The following is a 16,956-nucleotide window of genomic DNA, read 5'->3' on the forward strand; positions in this document are numbered from 1 at the left end:
TCCAGGAGCGGCGCTGTCCGAGGCCCCGACGCAACCGGACCCGGCGGCGCACCCGCCTCACCGGGCGGCGGACCGCCTGAGCGCCTCGGCGGCGCCGCCCCCGGTGCGGACGGGAGCCGAGTCGGCCTCGGCCGAGGTGTCGGCGAGGGAGGACGGCTGCGACAGCGAGTTGGGCCTGCGACCTCCCCTGCCGTCACCGAGGACCTGCCAGCCACCCCGCGTCAGCGTGATGTACGCCCCGCAGCGCAGACCGTGCAGGGTGCAGGCGTCCCGCAGACCCCACATCCACGCCCCGTCCTCCTCCGTCCACCGCTCGTCCCCCTCGCGGCAGTAGAGCAGCACGGCCGTACGCACCGGGTTCCGCCGGCGCAGATCGTGCGGGAGGACGCGGCGCAGGTGGGCCAGCAGCGCGTTGCGGAACTCCCAGCCGTCCGCGGCCACCGTGGTCCGCCGGGTGAACGAGGCGCTGGCCGTGAGCCGTTCCTCGTGGTCGAGGACGGCGACGACCGCCGTGGTCGGAGTGGGCCCGTGGCGGGCGTGCAGCCCACTGACGACCTCACGCGGGCTGCGCAGCAGGGGTATCCCGGCGGCCGCCCACTCGGCCGGTTCGAGTATCCGGGAGAGGTTGTTGACGGAACCGGCGGACACCGGGGACGCGGACAGTGAGGTTGCTGCGGACGAAGCGAATCCGAAGGTCATGGTCCTCCCTTCGCTACGCGCCCACGGTGCGGGCAGGATCGAGTGAGGGCGCGCCGCGGCACAGCCCTTCCGGGCCCGCGAGAAGACCGTGCGGGGAGCGAGTCCAATTCTTCCTGTCGTACCGGCAGGCGGCAACGAGCAATTGACGCGGCTGACGGCTATCGGACGGAATGACACGGATATCCCTACTGATATCCCTGCCCGCTCGGGCAGTTGCCAAGCCCTCGTCACGCCTGAACCGCGAGGACCAGCGGGAACACCCCGGTCGCCCCGGCCCGGCGGAGCAACCGGGCCGCCACGGCCAGTGTCCAGCCCGTATCGGAGAGATCGTCCACGAGCAGGACCGGTCCGCCCGCGGCGCTCAGCGCCTCGGCCAACGGGGCCTCCACGACGAGGGCCTCGTGCAGAGCGCGCACCCGTTGAGCGCTGTTGGTCTGCGAGATGCGCAGGTCCTCGCTGCCCGGCGCGTAGCTCAGGGAACCCAGCAACGGCATACGGCCCACCTCAGCGATTCGGCTGCCCAGCGAGTGGACCAGAAGCGGCCGACGCCGTGACGCGACGGTGACGACCCCCGCGGGCCTCGCGGGTGAGTCCGGTCCACCGCCGGCCCAGCCACCGGGCCCCTTGGCCCAGTCGGCGAGAACGGTGACCACGGCATCGGCCACGTCGTCCGGGACGGGGGAGTCGGGGGCATCGGCCGCCAGCATGGGGCGGAGCCTGTTGCCCCAGCCGATGTCGGACAGCCGGCCGAGCGCCCGGCCGGGGAACGCCAGCTCGTCCGCCGGGATCCTCCCCTTGAGGTAGACACCCACCGAGGCCAGCCCGGTAGGCCACATCTTGCGGGCCTCCACCTCGACCCCCGGACGTCCCAACTCGCCCTGGGCCCCGTCGAGGGCGGCGGTGGAGACCTTGTCGTCGAACCGGGCACCCGCGCAGTTGTCACAGCGTCCGCACGCGGTGGCCTCCTCGTCGTCCAGCTGGCGACGCAGGAATTCCATGCGGCACCCCGTACCGGCCGCGTAGTCGCGCATGGCCTGTTGCTCGGCCTTTCGCTGCCGGGCGACCCAGGCATAGCGCTCCGCGTCGTAGACCCATGGCTCACCGGTGGAGGTCCAGCCGCCCTTCACACGCTTCACCGCGCCGTCCACGTCCAGCACCTTCAGCATCGTCTCCAGCCGGGTGCGCCTGAGATCGACCAGGGGCTCCATCGCGGGCAGCGAGAGGGGGCGGCCCGCGTGGGCGAGGACGTCGAGCGTGCGTCGCACCTGCTCCTCCGAGGGAAAGGCGACCGACGCGAAGTACTGCCAGATCGCCTCGTCCTCCTTTCCGGGCAGCAGCAGGACTTCGGCGTGCTCGACACCACGCCCCGCCCGCCCGACCTGCTGGTAGTAGGCGATGGGGGACGAGGGCGAGCCGAGGTGCACGACGAAGCCGAGGTCGGGCTTGTCGAATCCCATGCCGAGCGCGGACGTGGCCACCAGCGCCTTGACCCGGTTGGCCAGCAGATCGTCCTCGGCCAGTTGCCGGTCGGCGTTCTCGGTGCGGCCCGTGTACGAGGAGACCGTGTGTCCGCACCGGCGGAGATAGGTGGTGACCTCCTCGGCCGCCGCGACCGTGAGTGTGTAGATGATCCCGGAGCCGGGCAGCTCCCCGAGGTGGTCGCCGAGCCAGGCCAGGCGGTGTGCGGCGCTGGGCAGCCGGAGCACACCGAGACTCAGACTCTCCCGGTCCAGAGGCCCGCGCAGGACGAGGGCGTCCGTGCCCGCGCCCGTGCCGAGCTGCTCGGCGACGTCCGCGGTCACGCGCGCGTTGGCGGTCGCGGTGGTGGCCAGGACCGGCACCCCGGCCGGCAGATCGGCGAGCATCGTCCGGAGCCGGCGGTAGTCCGGCCGGAAGTCATGGCCCCAGTCGGAGATGCAGTGCGCCTCGTCGACCACGAGCAGACCGGTCGTGGCGGCGAGCTCCGGAAGGACCTGATCGCGGAAGTCCGGGTTGTTGAGCCGCTCGGGGCTCACCAGGAGCACGTCCACCTCGCCCGCCGCCACCTCGGCGCGCACGGTGTCCCATTCCTCGGTGTTCGAGGAGTTGATGGTGCGCGCGCTGATTCCGGCACGGGCGGCCGCGGCCACCTGGTTGCGCATCAGCGCGAGCAGCGGCGAGACGATGACGGTGGGCCCGTCCCCCCGCGCACGCAGCAGCGATGTCGCCACGAAATACACGGCGGACTTCCCCCAGCCGGTCCGCTGCACGACCAGAGCCCTGCGCTTGTCGGCGACGAGGGCTTCGATGGCCCGCCACTGGTCCTCGCGCAGCTTCGCGGTGCCCGTGGTGTCCCCGACCAGGCGGGCGAGTACGGAATCGGCCGAGGCCCTGAGCTCTGAGCGGTCTGCGTTGGTCATGCCCCCATGCAACCCGATGCCTGTGACAAACCGCGAACGGCCGGACGCGCCTGTGGATAACTTTATCCACAGGGGTCGCGGAAATCGCGGCGCCGCGGGACGGTCATCCCATGAACAAGCACCCCGAATCGACCGAACCGGCAGACGAGCAGCACATCACCCTGCGTGGTCCCGCCGAACTGGCCGACGCGCTTCCCTACCTGATGGGTTTCCATCCGAGCGACAGCGTGGTCATGGTGGCGCTCCACGGTGGCCTGGGCCGCTTCGGCGGGCGGCTGAGGCTGGACATTCCCCCCTCCCCGGCCGAGTGGACGCGTGTCTCGAACCAACTGGCGCGGAGCCTGGTCTCGGGCAGTGAGCGGCGTGACTCCCGTCCCGACGCGATCGTCGTCTTCCTGTGCCAGGACCCCGCCGAGGGCGAGAGCGCCAACCAGGTCATGGAGCGTCTGAGGCCGTTCGCGCAGCGTCTGCGCACAGCCTGCGGGGCACTCGACGTGCCCGTGCTGGAAGCGCTCTGCATCTCCGACGGCCGGTACTGGTCCTACTGCTGCCCCGACACGCGCTGCTGCCCGGCCGAGGGGAATCCGCTGGCGCTGCCGGGCACCACGGTCATGGCCGCGGCGGCCGCCTACGCGGGGATCCGGGTGCGTGGTTCCCTGCGGGAGATGGAGGCGCGGCTCATGCCCGGGGACACGGTGCCCGTGGAGGAGCAGCTACGGGCGCTGGACTCCGCGGGGGCCCGGCTCGTCTCGCGGATCCTCGACGTGCGGGGGCGGCGCCAAGTGGCCGACGAGACCCTGGTGCTCGCGGGGAAGCTCATCGAGCGCCTGGGGCGGGCCACGGCGGCCGCGGCGGGCGTTACCGAAACCGACATCGACACCGCCGACGACCGGCTGATCGACCCGGAGGAGGCCGCCGCGGTGATCCTCGGGCTACAGGACCGCGAGACCAGGGACCGGGCGGCGGAGTGGATGGAAGGGCACGAAGGGGAGAGTGCCCTGCGGCTGTGGCGGGCGCTCGCACGCCGGTGCGTCGGTGCGTACGTGGAACACTCCGCCGCGCCGCTCGCGCTGGTCGGCTGGGTGTCCTGGTCGACCGGCGACGAGCCGGCGGCCCGGGTCGCTCTGGGGCTCGCCCTCCGCGCGGACCCTGACTACACGTTCGCGCAATTGCTGCACCAGGCGTGCAACGACGGACTGGATCCGGAGACGCTGCGCCGCTGCCTGCGCGGGGAGCGCAGTCTGCGTGCCGCCCACGGTGGCACGGCTCCCGGCGGTGAACACCGGCCCCGGCGACGCGCCCCTGGCTCGCCCCGCCGACGCCAGGCACGCACCCGGGACGCGGAGCCGATGAACGCGGCGCGGCGGACGCGGCCGAAGCCCGGCCTTGATGGGCCCGCTCGCGGCACTTCTCGCTCCCGGCCGGCCGGAATCCGTGGGCGGGTACGCGTCCGGCGGATGCGAGCGCGGCGTGGCACCCGGACCGGCCGCTGACGATCAGGGCCCGGGAGAGCAGCTGCGGTGATCTCCTCCAAGGAGACGTCGCAGCCCAGGACGAACGCGTCCGGGGACTGGCGCCGTGGACGGAGAGATAGGGGCGTGGCGGGTTCGAACGTCCCGGTCGGATCGGGCGGCCTGGCGGGTTCGAACGGCCCGGCCGGTTCGAGTGGCCCGGTCGGTTCGAGTGGCCAGGGCGGGCGGGGACATCGGTGGGGCACGGACCGGGAGGTAGCAGGACCGGGACCTCGGTGGGGTGCGGGCTGGGCGGAGGCCGGTTCGGGCGGACCGCGGGTCGTGGGTGGAGGCGCATACAGCCGGGTGGTGGTCGGACCGAAACCCCGGTAGAAGCCCTCGGGCCGGGTGGTCGGTTCGGTCGGGGAGACGGAGATCGCGAAGGGAGTGTTTATCGTCAGGAAGACGACTATGATTTCGGCATGCCGCCCTACGACCCGTCGACCTTCCCGCCCTTCGCTGTCACCGTCGACCTGGTTGTGCTCACGGTGCGCCGCCACGCGCTCTGCGCACTGGTGGTGCGCCGCGGTGAGGCGCCCTTCCAGGGCATGTGGGCGCTGCCGGGCGGATTCGTCAGAACCGACGAGGATCTCGGCGCCGCCGCCGCGCGGGAACTCGCCGAGGAGACCGGACTCCGCGCGCAGGACCCGGCCGCTCCCGCCGTGGGAAACGGCGCCCACCTGGAGCAGTTGGCCACGTACGGGGACCCCGGGCGGGACCCCAGGATGCGGGTCGTCAGTGTGGCGCACCTCGCGCTGGCCCCCGATCTTCCCGCGCCGCGTGCCGGTGGTGACGCCAACAGCGCGCGCTGGGCGCCCGTCGGGGAACTGCTCGGCCCGGAAGGCGGCACGGGCCGCGACGGCGAGCAGCCGGCTCCGCTGGCGTTCGACCACGCGCGCATTCTCGACGACGGGGTGGAACGCGCCCGCTCCAAGATCGAATACTCCTCGCTGGCAACGGCGTTCTGCCCGCCCGAGTTCACCGTGGGCGAGCTTCGGCGGGTCTACGAGGCGGTGTGGGGTGTGGTCCTGGACCCGCGCAACTTCCACCGCAAGGTCACCGGCACACCGGGCTTCCTGGTGCCGTCCGGCGGGACCACCACGCGGCAGGGCGGGCGTCCCGCACAGCTGTTCAGGACGGGCTCCGCCACCGTGCTCAATCCTCCGATGCTCCGACCCGAAGTCTGATTGTCGGATTTTCGGTACCGGGGTTGGCCAGGCGCCCCGCCCCACGCGCCAATCGGGCAACGGAACGCCGGTAGAGGCAAAGCTGCAACAAAAGTCTGAAATGTCGCGTTATCTTGCAGGGGTACCTCGCCCTCAGAGGTACCCCCGCCCTGCCGCCGAGCGGTCTCCCCCTCCGCGAGAGAAGCGATGCTCCAGGCCACCGGACTGACCAGCGCCCCCGGCCGCGACAGACCCCCCGTCGTGGACGACTTGACCTTCGAAGCCCCTCCCGGCCGCGTCACCGCGCTCCTCGGCGCGCCCGGTTCCGGCAAGACCACCGCCCTGCGGCTGATGCTCGAACTCGAACCCGGGCGCGGCGTCACCTACTTCCGTGGCCGCCCCCTGCACCGCATCGGCCACCCCGCCCGTGAAGTCGGCGTACTGCTGGGCGACGTACCCGGTCACCCGGCGCGCACGGCCCGCGGTCAGCTCCGCATGCTCTGCGCCGCTGCCGGAGTCCCCGCGACCCGCGCGGACGAACTGCTGGAGGTCGTCGGCCTGGCGGGTCTCGGAGATCAGCGCCTCGGCGCCCTCTCGGCGGGCATGGACCGCCGGCTGGGTCTCGCCTCCGCGCTTCTCGGAGACCCGCACACGCTCGTGCTCGACGAGCCCGCCAAGGGCCTCTCCCCACGGGAGAGGAGCTGGATGCACGGGCTGCTGCGGGCCCACGCCGCCGAGGGCGGGACGGTCCTGCACACCACCAGCGACCCCAAAGAGGCCGCCGCGACGGCCGACCGGGTGGTCACCATCGACGGCGGCCGCCTGATCGCCGACCAGGCGGTGGCTGACTTCTCCCGGACGCGGCTGCGCCCCCGGGTCGCGGTGCGCACGCCCCACGCCGCACGGCTGGCGGCCGTCGTCAGCCGGGAGGCGCGGTCTGCCCGGCGCCCCGTCGAGGTGGTCGCCGAGGACGGCAGCCGCCTGTCGGTCTACGGCAGCAGTTGCGCGGAGATCGGGGACACGGCGTACCGGCACGGCGTCCCCGTACACCAACTCGCGGACGAGACCGGGGACGCGGGACCGGTCGCCGATCCCGCCGCCGCCCGGCGAGCCGTCCCGAGACCCGCCTCCGCCGTGGCGGTCTCGAAGCTCCCGCCCCCGATCCGGGTACGCCCCGACCGCGGCCCACTGCGGCCCCTGCGCTACGAGTTGCGCCGGCTCTTCGGTGTCCGGACGACCACCCTCGTCCTCACCGTCGTCGTGCTGCTCTCGGCGGTCGTCTCCGTCGTGCTCGCCCGCTCCGGCCGGGCGCCGCTCCCCGACCTGCTGGTCGCCTGGCCCGAACTGCTGCCCCTGCCGCCCGCCGCGTTCGGGGCCGGCCTGATCGGCGCCCTCTCCTTCGGTGACGAGTACAGGTACCCGGCGCTGGCCGCGGGGCGGGGAACCGTCCCCCGCCGCCTCGGGCTGCTGCTGGCGAAACTGGCCGTCTGCGGTGCCGTCGCCCTGCTGATCGCGCTGGTCTCCGTGCTCGCGGACGCCGAGGCCCTGCGCCTCGTGTACGGCGGTGACCTGGTCGCGGTGCCGGACAACGCCCTCGCGCTGGGAGCCAGTTGGGCCTGCTTCTCGGTGGGCTGCGCCTGGGCCGGGCTGCTCGCCGCGGGGATCTTCCGCAGGGCGGCGGCAGGGGTCGCGGCCGTTCTCGCGGTGCCCGTCCTCGTCGTCCCGCTGGTGCAGAAGCTGCTCGCCGTGCCGTCCGCGCGTTCGGTCGCCGGGCTCCCGGCCAGGCTCCGCGAACTCGCCTGGCTGCAGTGGCCGTACGAGACGGACCGGTGGGCCATGGCCGCGGTGCGGATCGTGACGCAACCCGTGGGTGCCGCTCTGTCCCTGTCGTTGTCGATCCTGGTCTGCGCCTACGTGTTCACCGGCCTGCGGGGGAGGGCGCGTTGGTGACCGCGTAGATCCGACAGAATGATGATCGGTCCTCAACTCCCCGGAGAATGCGCGATTTCTGCCGATAAGGCGTCAATTGTAGGGCGAGTGCCGATCACCCTTTCGTGTGCTTTTCACCAAAGACCTCAAGCGGCGGGTGAGCCACGCCGACAAAGGATGCGTGAGTACCCTTGCGCACGCCATGATGACCGCCGCCCGCTCCGCCGATTCCGGCCTCGCCGGACCGGGCGAAATCGACCGCTACCCCTACACGGAGCCGCCGGCCGGCGAGCAGGCCGCCCTGCGCGCCTGGGGCGGTACCGATTCCGATCTGGGACGGGCGGGCCGACGCGGCACGGCCGGTCGGGGCCGCGGCCTCCACGGCCAACTGGTCCAGCAGTTGGGCCAGATGATCGTTTCCGGGGACCTCGGCGCCGACCGGCCGCTCGTCCCGGAGGAGATCGGCCAGCGATTCGAGGTCTCCCGCACCGTGGTCAGGGAGTCCCTGCGTGTGCTGGAGGCCAAGGGCCTGGTCAGCGCACGCCCCAATGTCGGTACCCGGGTCCGCCCCGTCAGTGACTGGAACCTCCTGGATCCCGACATCATCGAATGGAGGGCCTTCGGTCCCCAGCGTGACGACCAGCGCCGTGAGCTGACCGAGCTGCGATGGACGATCGAGCCGCTGGCGGCGCGCCTGGCGGCCGGCCACGGGCGCGAGGACATCCAGCAGCGCCTCGGTGACATGATCGAGATCATGGGGCACGCGACGGGGCAGGGGGATACCATCACGTTCTCCCGGGCCGACGGGGAGTTCCACGCCCTGCTCGTCCAGGCCGCCGGAAACCGCATGCTGGAGCACCTCTCCGGGATCGTGTCCGCCGCCCTGCACGTCTCCGGCGGCCCGGTCATGGGCTGTGACCGGCCCGGCGAGGCGTCACTCGGACACCACGCGCGCATCGTGGAGGCGCTCGCCTCGGGTGACGCGACCGGCGCCGAGGCCGCCATGCGCCAGCTGCTCGTCGGTCACCCGGATGTCGAGCGAGTCGTCCCCGCCCCCCGCGAGCACTGAGCGCGGCGCTGCCGCCTGGTACGGCATGGCCGAGGCGCGCGGGCCGTGTGCCGCCGGGCCCACGGGTCCGGCGGCACAATTGTGCGGATAGGTGACACCTGGTTGAGTTTGTCGCGTATGGGGTGTGACTCGGGCCACGTGAATTGGCCGTAACACTCCTGGGGGCAGTGCGATGACTTAAGAGGTGACCGCCGCGGAAGGAATACAGCAGCCATGCAGTGCGCTGTCGAGTTCTGAGGCCAAGCCCGCGCCGTCGGCGACATCCCCAGCCGCCGGTCGTCGGTTCGAGCTCTCCCCAGGGCCGGACCGGAAGCCGTTTCCATCGTTCCGAGAGGTTGTTCGTGTCGGCCAGCACATCCCGTACGCTCCCGCCGGAGATCGCCGAGTCCGAGTCTGTGATGGCGCTCATCGAGCGGGGAAAGGCTGATGGGCAGATCGCCGGCGATGACGTGCGTCGGGCCTTCGAGGCTGACCAGATTCCGCCAACCCAGTGGAAGAATGTTCTGCGCAGCCTCAACCAGATCCTCGAGGAAGAGGGTGTGACGCTGATGGTCAGTGCCGCGGAGTCGCCGAAGCGCGCCCGCAAGAGCGTCGCAGCGAAGAGCCCGGTCAAGCGCACCGCCACCAAGTCCGTCGCCACCAAGACGACCGTGACGCGGACCGCCGCGGCCCCGGCCGCACCGGCGGCCGAGGCCGGCGCGGACACCGCGGCCGGTGACGCCACCGTGTCCGCTCCCGCGAAGAAGGCCGCGGCCAAGAAGACGGTCGCCAAGAAGGCCACCGCGAAGAAGACCGCGGCCAAGAAGGCCACCGCCAAGAAGGCCGGCAAGCAGGACGAGGAGCTCCTCGACGGCGACGAGGCGGTCGAGGAAGTCAAGGCCGGCAAGGGCGAGGAAGAGGAGGGCGAGGGCGAGAACAAGGGCTTCGTCCTCTCCGACGACGACGAGGACGACGCGCCCGCGCAGCAGGTCGCCGTCGCCGGTGCCACGGCCGACCCGGTCAAGGACTACCTGAAGCAGATCGGCAAGGTCCCGCTCCTCAACGCCGAGCAGGAGGTCGAGCTCGCCAAGCGCATCGAGGCCGGCCTCTTCGCCGAGGACAAGCTCGCCAACTCCGACAAGCTGGCGCCGAAGCTCAAGCGCGAGCTGGAGATCATCGCCGAGGACGGCCGCCGGGCGAAGAACCACCTGCTGGAGGCCAACCTCCGGCTCGTGGTCTCGCTGGCCAAGCGCTACACCGGCCGCGGCATGCTCTTCCTGGACCTGATCCAGGAAGGCAACCTCGGTCTGATCCGCGCGGTCGAGAAGTTCGACTACACCAAGGGCTACAAGTTCTCCACGTACGCCACCTGGTGGATCCGGCAGGCGATCACCCGCGCCATGGCCGACCAGGCCCGCACCATCCGCATCCCGGTGCACATGGTCGAGGTCATCAACAAGCTGGCCCGTGTGCAGCGCCAGATGCTCCAGGACCTGGGCCGCGAGCCCACCCCGGAGGAGCTGGCCAAGGAGCTCGACATGACCCCTGAGAAGGTCATCGAGGTCCAGAAGTACGGCCGTGAGCCCATCTCGCTGCACACCCCGCTCGGTGAGGACGGCGACAGTGAGTTCGGAGACCTGATCGAGGACTCCGAGGCGGTCGTACCGGCCGACGCGGTCAGCTTCACCCTCCTTCAGGAGCAGCTGCACTCGGTGCTCGACACCCTCTCCGAGCGTGAGGCGGGCGTCGTCTCGATGCGCTTCGGTCTCACCGACGGCCAGCCGAAGACGCTGGACGAGATCGGCAAGGTCTACGGCGTGACGCGTGAGCGCATCCGCCAGATCGAGTCGAAGACGATGTCGAAGCTCCGTCACCCGTCGCGGTCCCAGGTCCTGCGCGACTACCTGGACTAGGCCGCCGTCGCGGACGCACAGGGCGAGGGCCCGGGAACCTGGTGTGGTTCCCGGGCCCTCGCCCTGTGCGGGTGCGGGTGCGGGTGCGGGGGACAGGCGGGCGAATGACGCTGAGTAGGCATCGTTCACCTCGGAGTCAGGAGCCCTCATGCCCCGTCCACCGGTCCGCGTCCTCCCCCTGGCCTTCGTGCTGGCCGCCGCGGCGGCGCTTATACCCCTCGGCCACCCGGCCCCCGCCGCCGCAGACAGCATCATCGTGGGAGGGCGCCCGGCCGCCGTCTCGGACAGTCCGTGGGCCGTGGCCCTGTCGAGCCGTGACCGGTTCGGAGGAACACGCGCCGGACAGTTCTGCGGCGGGGTGGCCGTCTCACCCACCGAGGTGCTCACGGCGGCGCACTGTCTGCGGCCGGACGTGCTCGGCGGTGCCGTCTCGGAGGTACGCGATCTGAAGGTCATCGCCGGACGGGACGACCTGAGCGGTCCGGGCGGCCAGGAGGTCGCCGTACGGTCGGCCTGGTCCAATCCGGGTTACGACTCCCGGACGAACGCCGGGGACCTCGCGGTGCTCACCCTGGAGCGGGCCCTGCCCGCGGAGAGTGTCGTCCCGATGGCCCCGGCCGGTGACGAGGCGTACACGGTCGGTACCGAGGCCACGGTGTACGGCTGGGGCGACACCACCGGATACGGCGCCTACGCGTCCGTGCTGCGCGCCGCGGACGTACGGGTGCTGCCGGACCGGACATGCGCCCAGGCCTACCCCGGCGGCCCGTACGGCACGTACGACGCCTCATCGATGCTCTGCGCCGGTGACACGGCCGGAGGGCACGACGCCTGCCAGGGCGACAGCGGAGGCCCTCTGGTGGCCCGTGGGCGCCTCGTCGGGCTGGTGTCCTGGGGCAGCGGCTGCGGAAGCCCGGGCAGCCCCGGGGTCTACACCCGCGTCTCCGCGGCGACGGAGTGGATGGCCGACCGGCCCTGAGCGGCCGGCGACCAGGCCCCAGAGACACGAGAACGGGCGGCTCTCCCCAAGGGGGAAGCCGCCCGTCGGCCGGTCGCGGACCGGGCCCCTGGCTCGTCGTGGATGCGAGGTGTCAGTGTTCCTCGTCGGCAGCACTCGCCTGCGCGGCGGTGAGCCGATCCGTCTCATCCTGTATTTCCGCGGCGATCTTCTTGAGTTCCGGCTCGAACTTGCGCCCGTGGTGGGCACAGAAGAGCAGTTCACCGCCACTGATCAGGACGACGCGCAGATAGGCCTGGGCGCCGCAACGGTCACAGCGGTCTGCTGCGGTCAGCGGGCTCGCGGGGGTCAGAACAGTAGTCACGTCGCCTCTTCTCTAGCTCGACGAGCTGTCGTACCAGGGTCAACATCCAACCAGGCCGAAAACGTTCCCGCTCGTGGCATTTCTTCGAAACTTCTTCTCGGGATGGCTGTCTGTCGCCGGTTGGCGGCGAATGTGCCGTATTGCGTAGCGCTACGGTTTCGCGTTGCTTGGGTGGGCCGGTCCCCGGCTGGCTTGCCGGTTGTTCATGAGGACGTGCCCGGAGCCTAAATGGTTCATGCCTCGAAGGGAACGTGATGTGCACGTCACTCCAAGGGATGATCGAACGTGTATGCGAGGCTGCACTAGCATAAGGATTCCCCCCGGGTGGCGTCACAACCGCTCTACCAGGCCTCTGTAGGCTCTCAGCGGCCACCGAGGCCGAGCCCGACCCCCACGGGGACCCCAGATGAAATTCAGCGAGGAGCGAACCGCGTGACCGCCGATTCCGTGCCGTCCACTGCGCTGCTGACCGGAGCAGGCGGCGCAGACAGGGAGAGCTCCAACTACACCGCGCGGCACCTCCTCGTCCTTGAGGGGCTGGAGGCGGTCCGCAAGCGCCCCGGTATGTACATCGGCTCCACGGACAGCCGCGGACTGATGCACTGCCTCTGGGAGATCATCGACAACTCCGTCGACGAGGCCCTCGGCGGCTACTGCGACACGATCGAGGTCGTCCTCCACGACGACACCTCCGTCGAGGTCCGGGACAACGGCCGGGGCATCCCGGTGGACGTGGAGCCCAAGACCGGGCTGTCCGGCATCGAGGTCGTCATGACCAAGCTGCACGCCGGCGGGAAGTTCGGAGGCGGCTCGTACGCCGCCTCCGGCGGTCTGCACGGCGTCGGGGCCTCGGTCGTCAACGCCCTCTCCGCCCGGCTCGACGTCGAGGTCGACCGCAACAGCGCGACCCACTCGATCAGTTTCCGCCGCGGTGTCCCGGGCATGTTCACGGAGCAGGGGCCCGACAGCCCCTTCGACCCCGCCAACGGCCTGCGCAAGAGCAAGAGGATCCCCAAGACGCGCACGGGTACCCGGGTGCGGTACTGGGCGGACCGGCAGATCTTCCTCAAGGACGCCAAGCTCGACCTGGAGACGCTGTACCAGCGGGCCCGCCAGACCGCGTTCCTCGTCCCGGGCCTCACCCTCGTCGTACGCGACGAGCGCGGCATCAACGGCGAGGGGAAGACGGAGGAGACGTTCCGCTACGACGGCGGGATCAGCGAGTTCTGCGAGTACCTGGCGCAGGACCGGGCCGTCTGCGACGTCCAGCGGCTGACCGGCACCGGCACGTTCAAGGAGACCGTGCCCGTCCTGGACGACCGCGGCCACATGACGGCGACCGAGGTCACCCGCGAGCTGGGCGTGGACATCGCGCTCCGCTGGGGCACCGGCTACGACACCACCGTCCGGTCCTTCGTCAACATCATCGCCACCCCCAAGGGCGGCACCCACGTCACCGGCTTCGAGCGCTCCCTGACCAAGACGGTCAACGAGGCACTGCGCTCCACGAAGCTGCTGCGCGTCGCCGAGGACGACGTCGTCAAGGACGACGCCCTGGAGGGCCTCACCGCCGTCGTGACCGTACGGCTGGCGGAACCGCAGTTCGAGGGGCAGACCAAGGAGGTGCTCGGCACCTCCGCGGCCAACCGGATCGTGGCCAACGTGGTGGCCAAGGAACTGAAGGCGTTCCTCACCTCCACCAAGCGTGACGCCAAGGCCCAGGCCAGGGCGGTGCTGGACAAGGCGGTGGCCGCCGCTCGCACCCGTATCGCGGCCCGCCAGCACAAGGACGCCCAGCGCCGCAAGACCGCGCTGGAGTCCTCGTCGCTGCCGGCGAAGCTCGCCGACTGCCGCAGCGACGACGTGGAGCGCAGCGAGCTGTTCATCGTGGAGGGGGACTCGGCCCTCGGTACCGCGAAGCTGGCCCGGAACAGCGAGTTCCAGGCCCTGCTGCCGATCCGCGGGAAGATCCTCAACGTCCAGAAGTCGTCTGTCTCGGACATGCTCAAGAACGCCGAGTGCGGTGCCATCATCCAGGTCATAGGAGCCGGATCCGGGCGCACCTTCGACATCGACGCCGCGCGGTACGGCAAGGTGATCATGATGACGGACGCCGACGTCGACGGCTCCCACATCCGCACCCTGCTGCTCACGCTCTTCCAGCGCTACATGCGGCCGATGGTCGAGGCGGGGCGGGTCTTCGCCGCCGTGCCCCCGCTGCACCGGATCGAGCGGGTCCAGCCCAAGAAGGGCCAGGACAAGTACATCTACACGTACTCGGACAACGAGCTGCGGCAGACCCTTCTGGAGCTCCAGCGCAAGAACGTCCGGATCAAGGACTCGATCCAGCGCTACAAGGGTCTCGGCGAGATGGACGCGGACCAGCTGGCGGAGACGACGATGGATCCCCGGCACCGGACACTGCGCCGGATCAACATCGGTGACCTGGAATCCTCCGAGCGGATCTTCGACCTGCTCATGGGCAACGAGGTGGCGCCCCGCAAGGAGTTCATCACCAGCTCGGCCGCCACGCTGGACCGTTCACGCATCGACGTCTGACCCGCGCCGCGACCGGCCTGCCCCGCCCTCCCCGTCCGCGCTCCACCGTGGACGGGGAGGGCTTCCGCGCTTTTGGACCCCGTGGCGGAAGCCGCCGAGGCGCGCGGAGCGTCCGGTCCTGGGCACGCGCCCCCGTCATACGGTGCTTTACGCGCAGCGCCGGTGGATCGCGCGTCCCTGGCGGCTTCCTTCACCTGAAATGGTGAAGCCCACCCAATGCGAAGCCCGCCACACCCCGTTCTGCTCATTCTTGGCTACGCGGCCGAAAAGGTGCGTGGACAAGGGAGTTGTCGGTGGAGAAGGAAGCAGGGCCGGAGGCCGTGGCGACGCGGCGCGCGGACCCGTGGTACGACGAGCCGGACCCGGCGCGGGGCGGACAGGACGGTGGCGCGGCGGTCACGGAGGGCGGGAGGTCCGGACCGGGCGCGGAACCCGGCCGCGGCCCGGCCGGCACCTGCCTGGAGGCGGAACCCGGCCGAAGCGCGGCCGACATCTACCTGGAGGTGCAGCGCGGCCCGGCGTTCCAGGAGGTCCGGCGCCGCTACCGCCGGTTCGTGGTCCCCGCGTCGGCCGCCTTCCTCCTCTGGTACCTGGCCTATGTCGTCGTGGCCACCACCGCGCACGACCTGATGGCGCGGCCCGTCGCCGGAGCGCTCAACGTGGCCGTGCTCGCGGGACTCGGGCAGTTCCTCACGACGTTCCTGCTGACCTGGGCGTACGTCCGCCACGCCCGGTTGCACCGCGACCGGGCGGCACTGGAACTGCGCTGGGACACCCAGGAGATGACGAGAGGCGTCCGGCGGTGAGCGGCCACCACCAGGCCCTGGCGCTCCTGCTGTTCAGCGCGTTCGTCGTCGTGACCCTCGCCATCACCACCTGGGTGAGCCGGAAGAGGCAGGGCTCGGCCGAGGAGTTCTACGCGGGCGGGCGGTTGTTCTCCCCCATGGAGAACGGTTTCGCCATCGCCGGGGACTACATGTCCGCCGCCTCGTTCCTGGGGATCTCCGGTCTGATCGCCCTCTACGGCTACGACGGCATGCTGTACTCGGTGGGCTTCCTCGTCGCCTGGCTCGTCGTCCTGCTCCTGGTGGCCGAACTGGTTCGCAACTGCGGCCGGTTCACCCTCGCCGACGTGGTCGCCGCGCGTATGGCCGAGCGCCCGGTGCGCACGGCGGTCGGCGTCTCGTCGGTCACCGTGTCCGTGCTGTACCTGGTGGCCCAGATGGTCGGCGCGGGCAGTCTCGTCGCACTGCTGCTCGGCGGCACCGGCGACACCGCCCGGTCCTGGACCGTGGTGGGCGTCGGCGCGCTCATGGTGGTGTACGTGTCGCTGGGCGGCATGCGGGCCACGACCTGGATCCAGATCGTCAAGGCCGTTCTGCTGATGGGCGGAGCCGTGGCGCTCACGGTGCTGGTCCTCGCGCGCTTCCACGGCGACGTCAACTCCCTGCTCACCTCCGCCGCCGAACGCAGCGGCCGGGGCGTGGACTTCCTGTCGCCCGGAATCCTCTACGGCGGGAGCTGGACCGCGCGCCTCGACTTCATCAGCCTGGGGCTGGCCCTCGTGCTCGGCACCGCGGGGCTCCCGCACATCCTGTCCCGCTTCTACACCGTGCCGACGGCGCGGGCGGCACGGCGTTCCGTGGTCTGGTCGATCGGTCTGATCGGCGGCTTCTACCTGATGACGATCGTGCTCGGGTTCGGGGCCGCCGCACTGGTCGGTCCTGCGGACGTACACGCGTCGAACGCCTCGGGCAACACGGCCGTTCCGCTGCTGGCGCTCGTCCTCGGCGGAGGCGAGGGGTCCACCGGCGGCACGGTCCTGTTCGCCGTCGTGGCGGCCGTCGCCTTCGCGACGATCCTCGCGGTCGTCGCCGGGATCACCCTGGCGTCCTCCGCCTCGGTCGCCCATGACCTGTACGCGTCGTGGCGGCGTCCGGGCGCCCGTCGGCGCGGAGAGGTGGGGGTGGCCCGTGCGGCCGCCGTGGGCATCGGTGTGGTGGCCATCGGGCTGGGGCTCCTCGCGCGGGACCTGAACGTGGCCTTCCTGGTCGGGCTGGCCTTCGCGGTCGCGGCCTCCGCGAATCTCCCGGCGCTGCTCTACTCGCTGTTCTGGCGGAGTTTCACCACCCGTGGCGCGGTCTGGGCCGTCTACGGCGGGCTCATCCCGGCCGTGCTGCTCGTGCTCGTCTCCCCGGTCGTCTCCGGGAGCCCGTCCTCGCTGTTCCCGGGGGTGGACTTCCAGCTCTTCCCGTTGGAGAACCCGGGGCTGGTGTCCGTTCCCGCCGGTTTCCTGGCCGGCTGGATCGGTACGGTGACCTCGCCGGAGCCCCCGGACCGGGCCAGGCACGCCGAGACGGAGGTCCGCGCGCTCACCGGGGCGGGGGCGGTGTAGGAGCCGTACGGCCGG

At 71.2% G+C, this 16,956-nt stretch carries 12 protein-coding genes; 9 read left to right on the forward strand and 3 right to left on the reverse strand.

Annotated elements, in window-relative coordinates; all coding sequences use genetic code 11:
• Positions 1-57: 57 nt before the first annotated feature.
• Both B9S64_RS24930 and B9S64_RS24935 read right to left on the reverse strand, forming a co-directional pair.
• Positions 58-699, reverse strand: a complete 642-nt coding sequence (locus B9S64_RS24930; protein ID WP_103492472.1) for a hypothetical protein — start codon at positions 697-699, stop codon at positions 58-60.
• Between the two features lie 227 nt (positions 700-926).
• A complete protein-coding gene (locus tag B9S64_RS24935; RefSeq protein WP_103492473.1) occupies positions 927-3,098 on the reverse strand; it encodes a RecQ family ATP-dependent DNA helicase in 2,172 nt (723 codons plus the stop codon).
• A 110-nt stretch (positions 3,099-3,208) separates the two neighbouring features.
• On the opposite strand from B9S64_RS24935, the gene B9S64_RS24940 reads away from it, so the two are divergent.
• The 6 genes from B9S64_RS24940 (at position 3,209) to B9S64_RS24965 (ending at position 11,644) form a co-directional block, all read left to right on the forward strand.
• Positions 3,209-4,591: a DUF4192 domain-containing protein gene (locus tag B9S64_RS24940; RefSeq protein ID WP_103492474.1), complete on the forward strand. Its 1,383-nt coding sequence runs from the start codon at positions 3,209-3,211 to the stop codon at positions 4,589-4,591.
• Between the two features lie 440 nt (positions 4,592-5,031).
• Positions 5,032-5,796 (forward strand): NUDIX domain-containing protein, encoded by a 765-nt coding sequence (locus B9S64_RS24945; RefSeq protein ID WP_103492475.1) that lies wholly within the window; start codon positions 5,032-5,034, stop codon positions 5,794-5,796.
• 186 nt (positions 5,797-5,982) lie between these two features.
• Positions 5,983-7,725 (forward strand): ATP-binding cassette domain-containing protein, encoded by a 1,743-nt coding sequence (locus tag B9S64_RS24950; protein ID WP_103492476.1) that lies wholly within the window; start codon positions 5,983-5,985, stop codon positions 7,723-7,725.
• A 181-nt stretch (positions 7,726-7,906) separates the two neighbouring features.
• Positions 7,907-8,773 (forward strand): FadR/GntR family transcriptional regulator, encoded by an 867-nt coding sequence (locus B9S64_RS24955; RefSeq protein WP_203632219.1) that lies wholly within the window; start codon positions 7,907-7,909, stop codon positions 8,771-8,773.
• Between the two features lie 341 nt (positions 8,774-9,114).
• Entirely contained in the window at positions 9,115-10,665 is a 1,551-nt protein-coding gene (locus B9S64_RS24960) for an RNA polymerase sigma factor (protein ID WP_103492482.1), read from the forward strand.
• A gap of 148 nt (positions 10,666-10,813) precedes the next feature.
• Entirely contained in the window at positions 10,814-11,644 is an 831-nt protein-coding gene (locus tag B9S64_RS24965; RefSeq protein ID WP_103492478.1) for a trypsin-like serine protease, read from the forward strand.
• A 112-nt stretch (positions 11,645-11,756) separates the two neighbouring features.
• Here B9S64_RS24965 and B9S64_RS24970 read toward each other — a convergent pair whose 3' ends face one another.
• Complete coding sequence (locus tag B9S64_RS24970) at positions 11,757-11,987, reverse strand: hypothetical protein (protein WP_014048767.1); 231 nt, start codon at positions 11,985-11,987, stop codon at positions 11,757-11,759.
• Positions 11,988-12,419: 432 nt separating this feature from the next.
• Here B9S64_RS24970 and B9S64_RS24975 point away from each other — a divergent pair, with 432 nt between their 5' ends.
• The 3 genes from B9S64_RS24975 (at position 12,420) to B9S64_RS24985 (ending at position 16,941) form a co-directional block, all read left to right on the forward strand.
• Positions 12,420-14,546 carry a type IIA DNA topoisomerase subunit B gene (locus tag B9S64_RS24975; protein ID WP_028441179.1) on the forward strand — a complete coding sequence of 709 codons (2,127 nt, stop codon included), beginning with the start codon at positions 12,420-12,422 and terminating at the stop codon, positions 14,544-14,546.
• A 293-nt stretch (positions 14,547-14,839) separates the two neighbouring features.
• The gene (locus B9S64_RS24980) at positions 14,840-15,352 is read left to right on the forward strand and encodes a DUF485 domain-containing protein (RefSeq protein ID WP_258037954.1); all 513 of its coding nucleotides are present in this window, start codon (positions 14,840-14,842) and stop codon (positions 15,350-15,352) included.
• Entirely contained in the window at positions 15,349-16,941 is a 1,593-nt protein-coding gene (locus B9S64_RS24985; protein ID WP_103492479.1) for a cation acetate symporter, read from the forward strand. The genes B9S64_RS24980 and B9S64_RS24985 overlap by 4 nt, the downstream gene beginning before the upstream one ends.
• Positions 16,942-16,956 lie beyond the last annotated feature (15 nt).

The sequence above is a fragment of the Streptomyces sp. SM18 genome (assembly GCF_002910775.2).
GTDB classification, from domain to species: Bacteria; Actinomycetota; Actinomycetes; order Streptomycetales; family Streptomycetaceae; genus Streptomyces; species Streptomyces halstedii.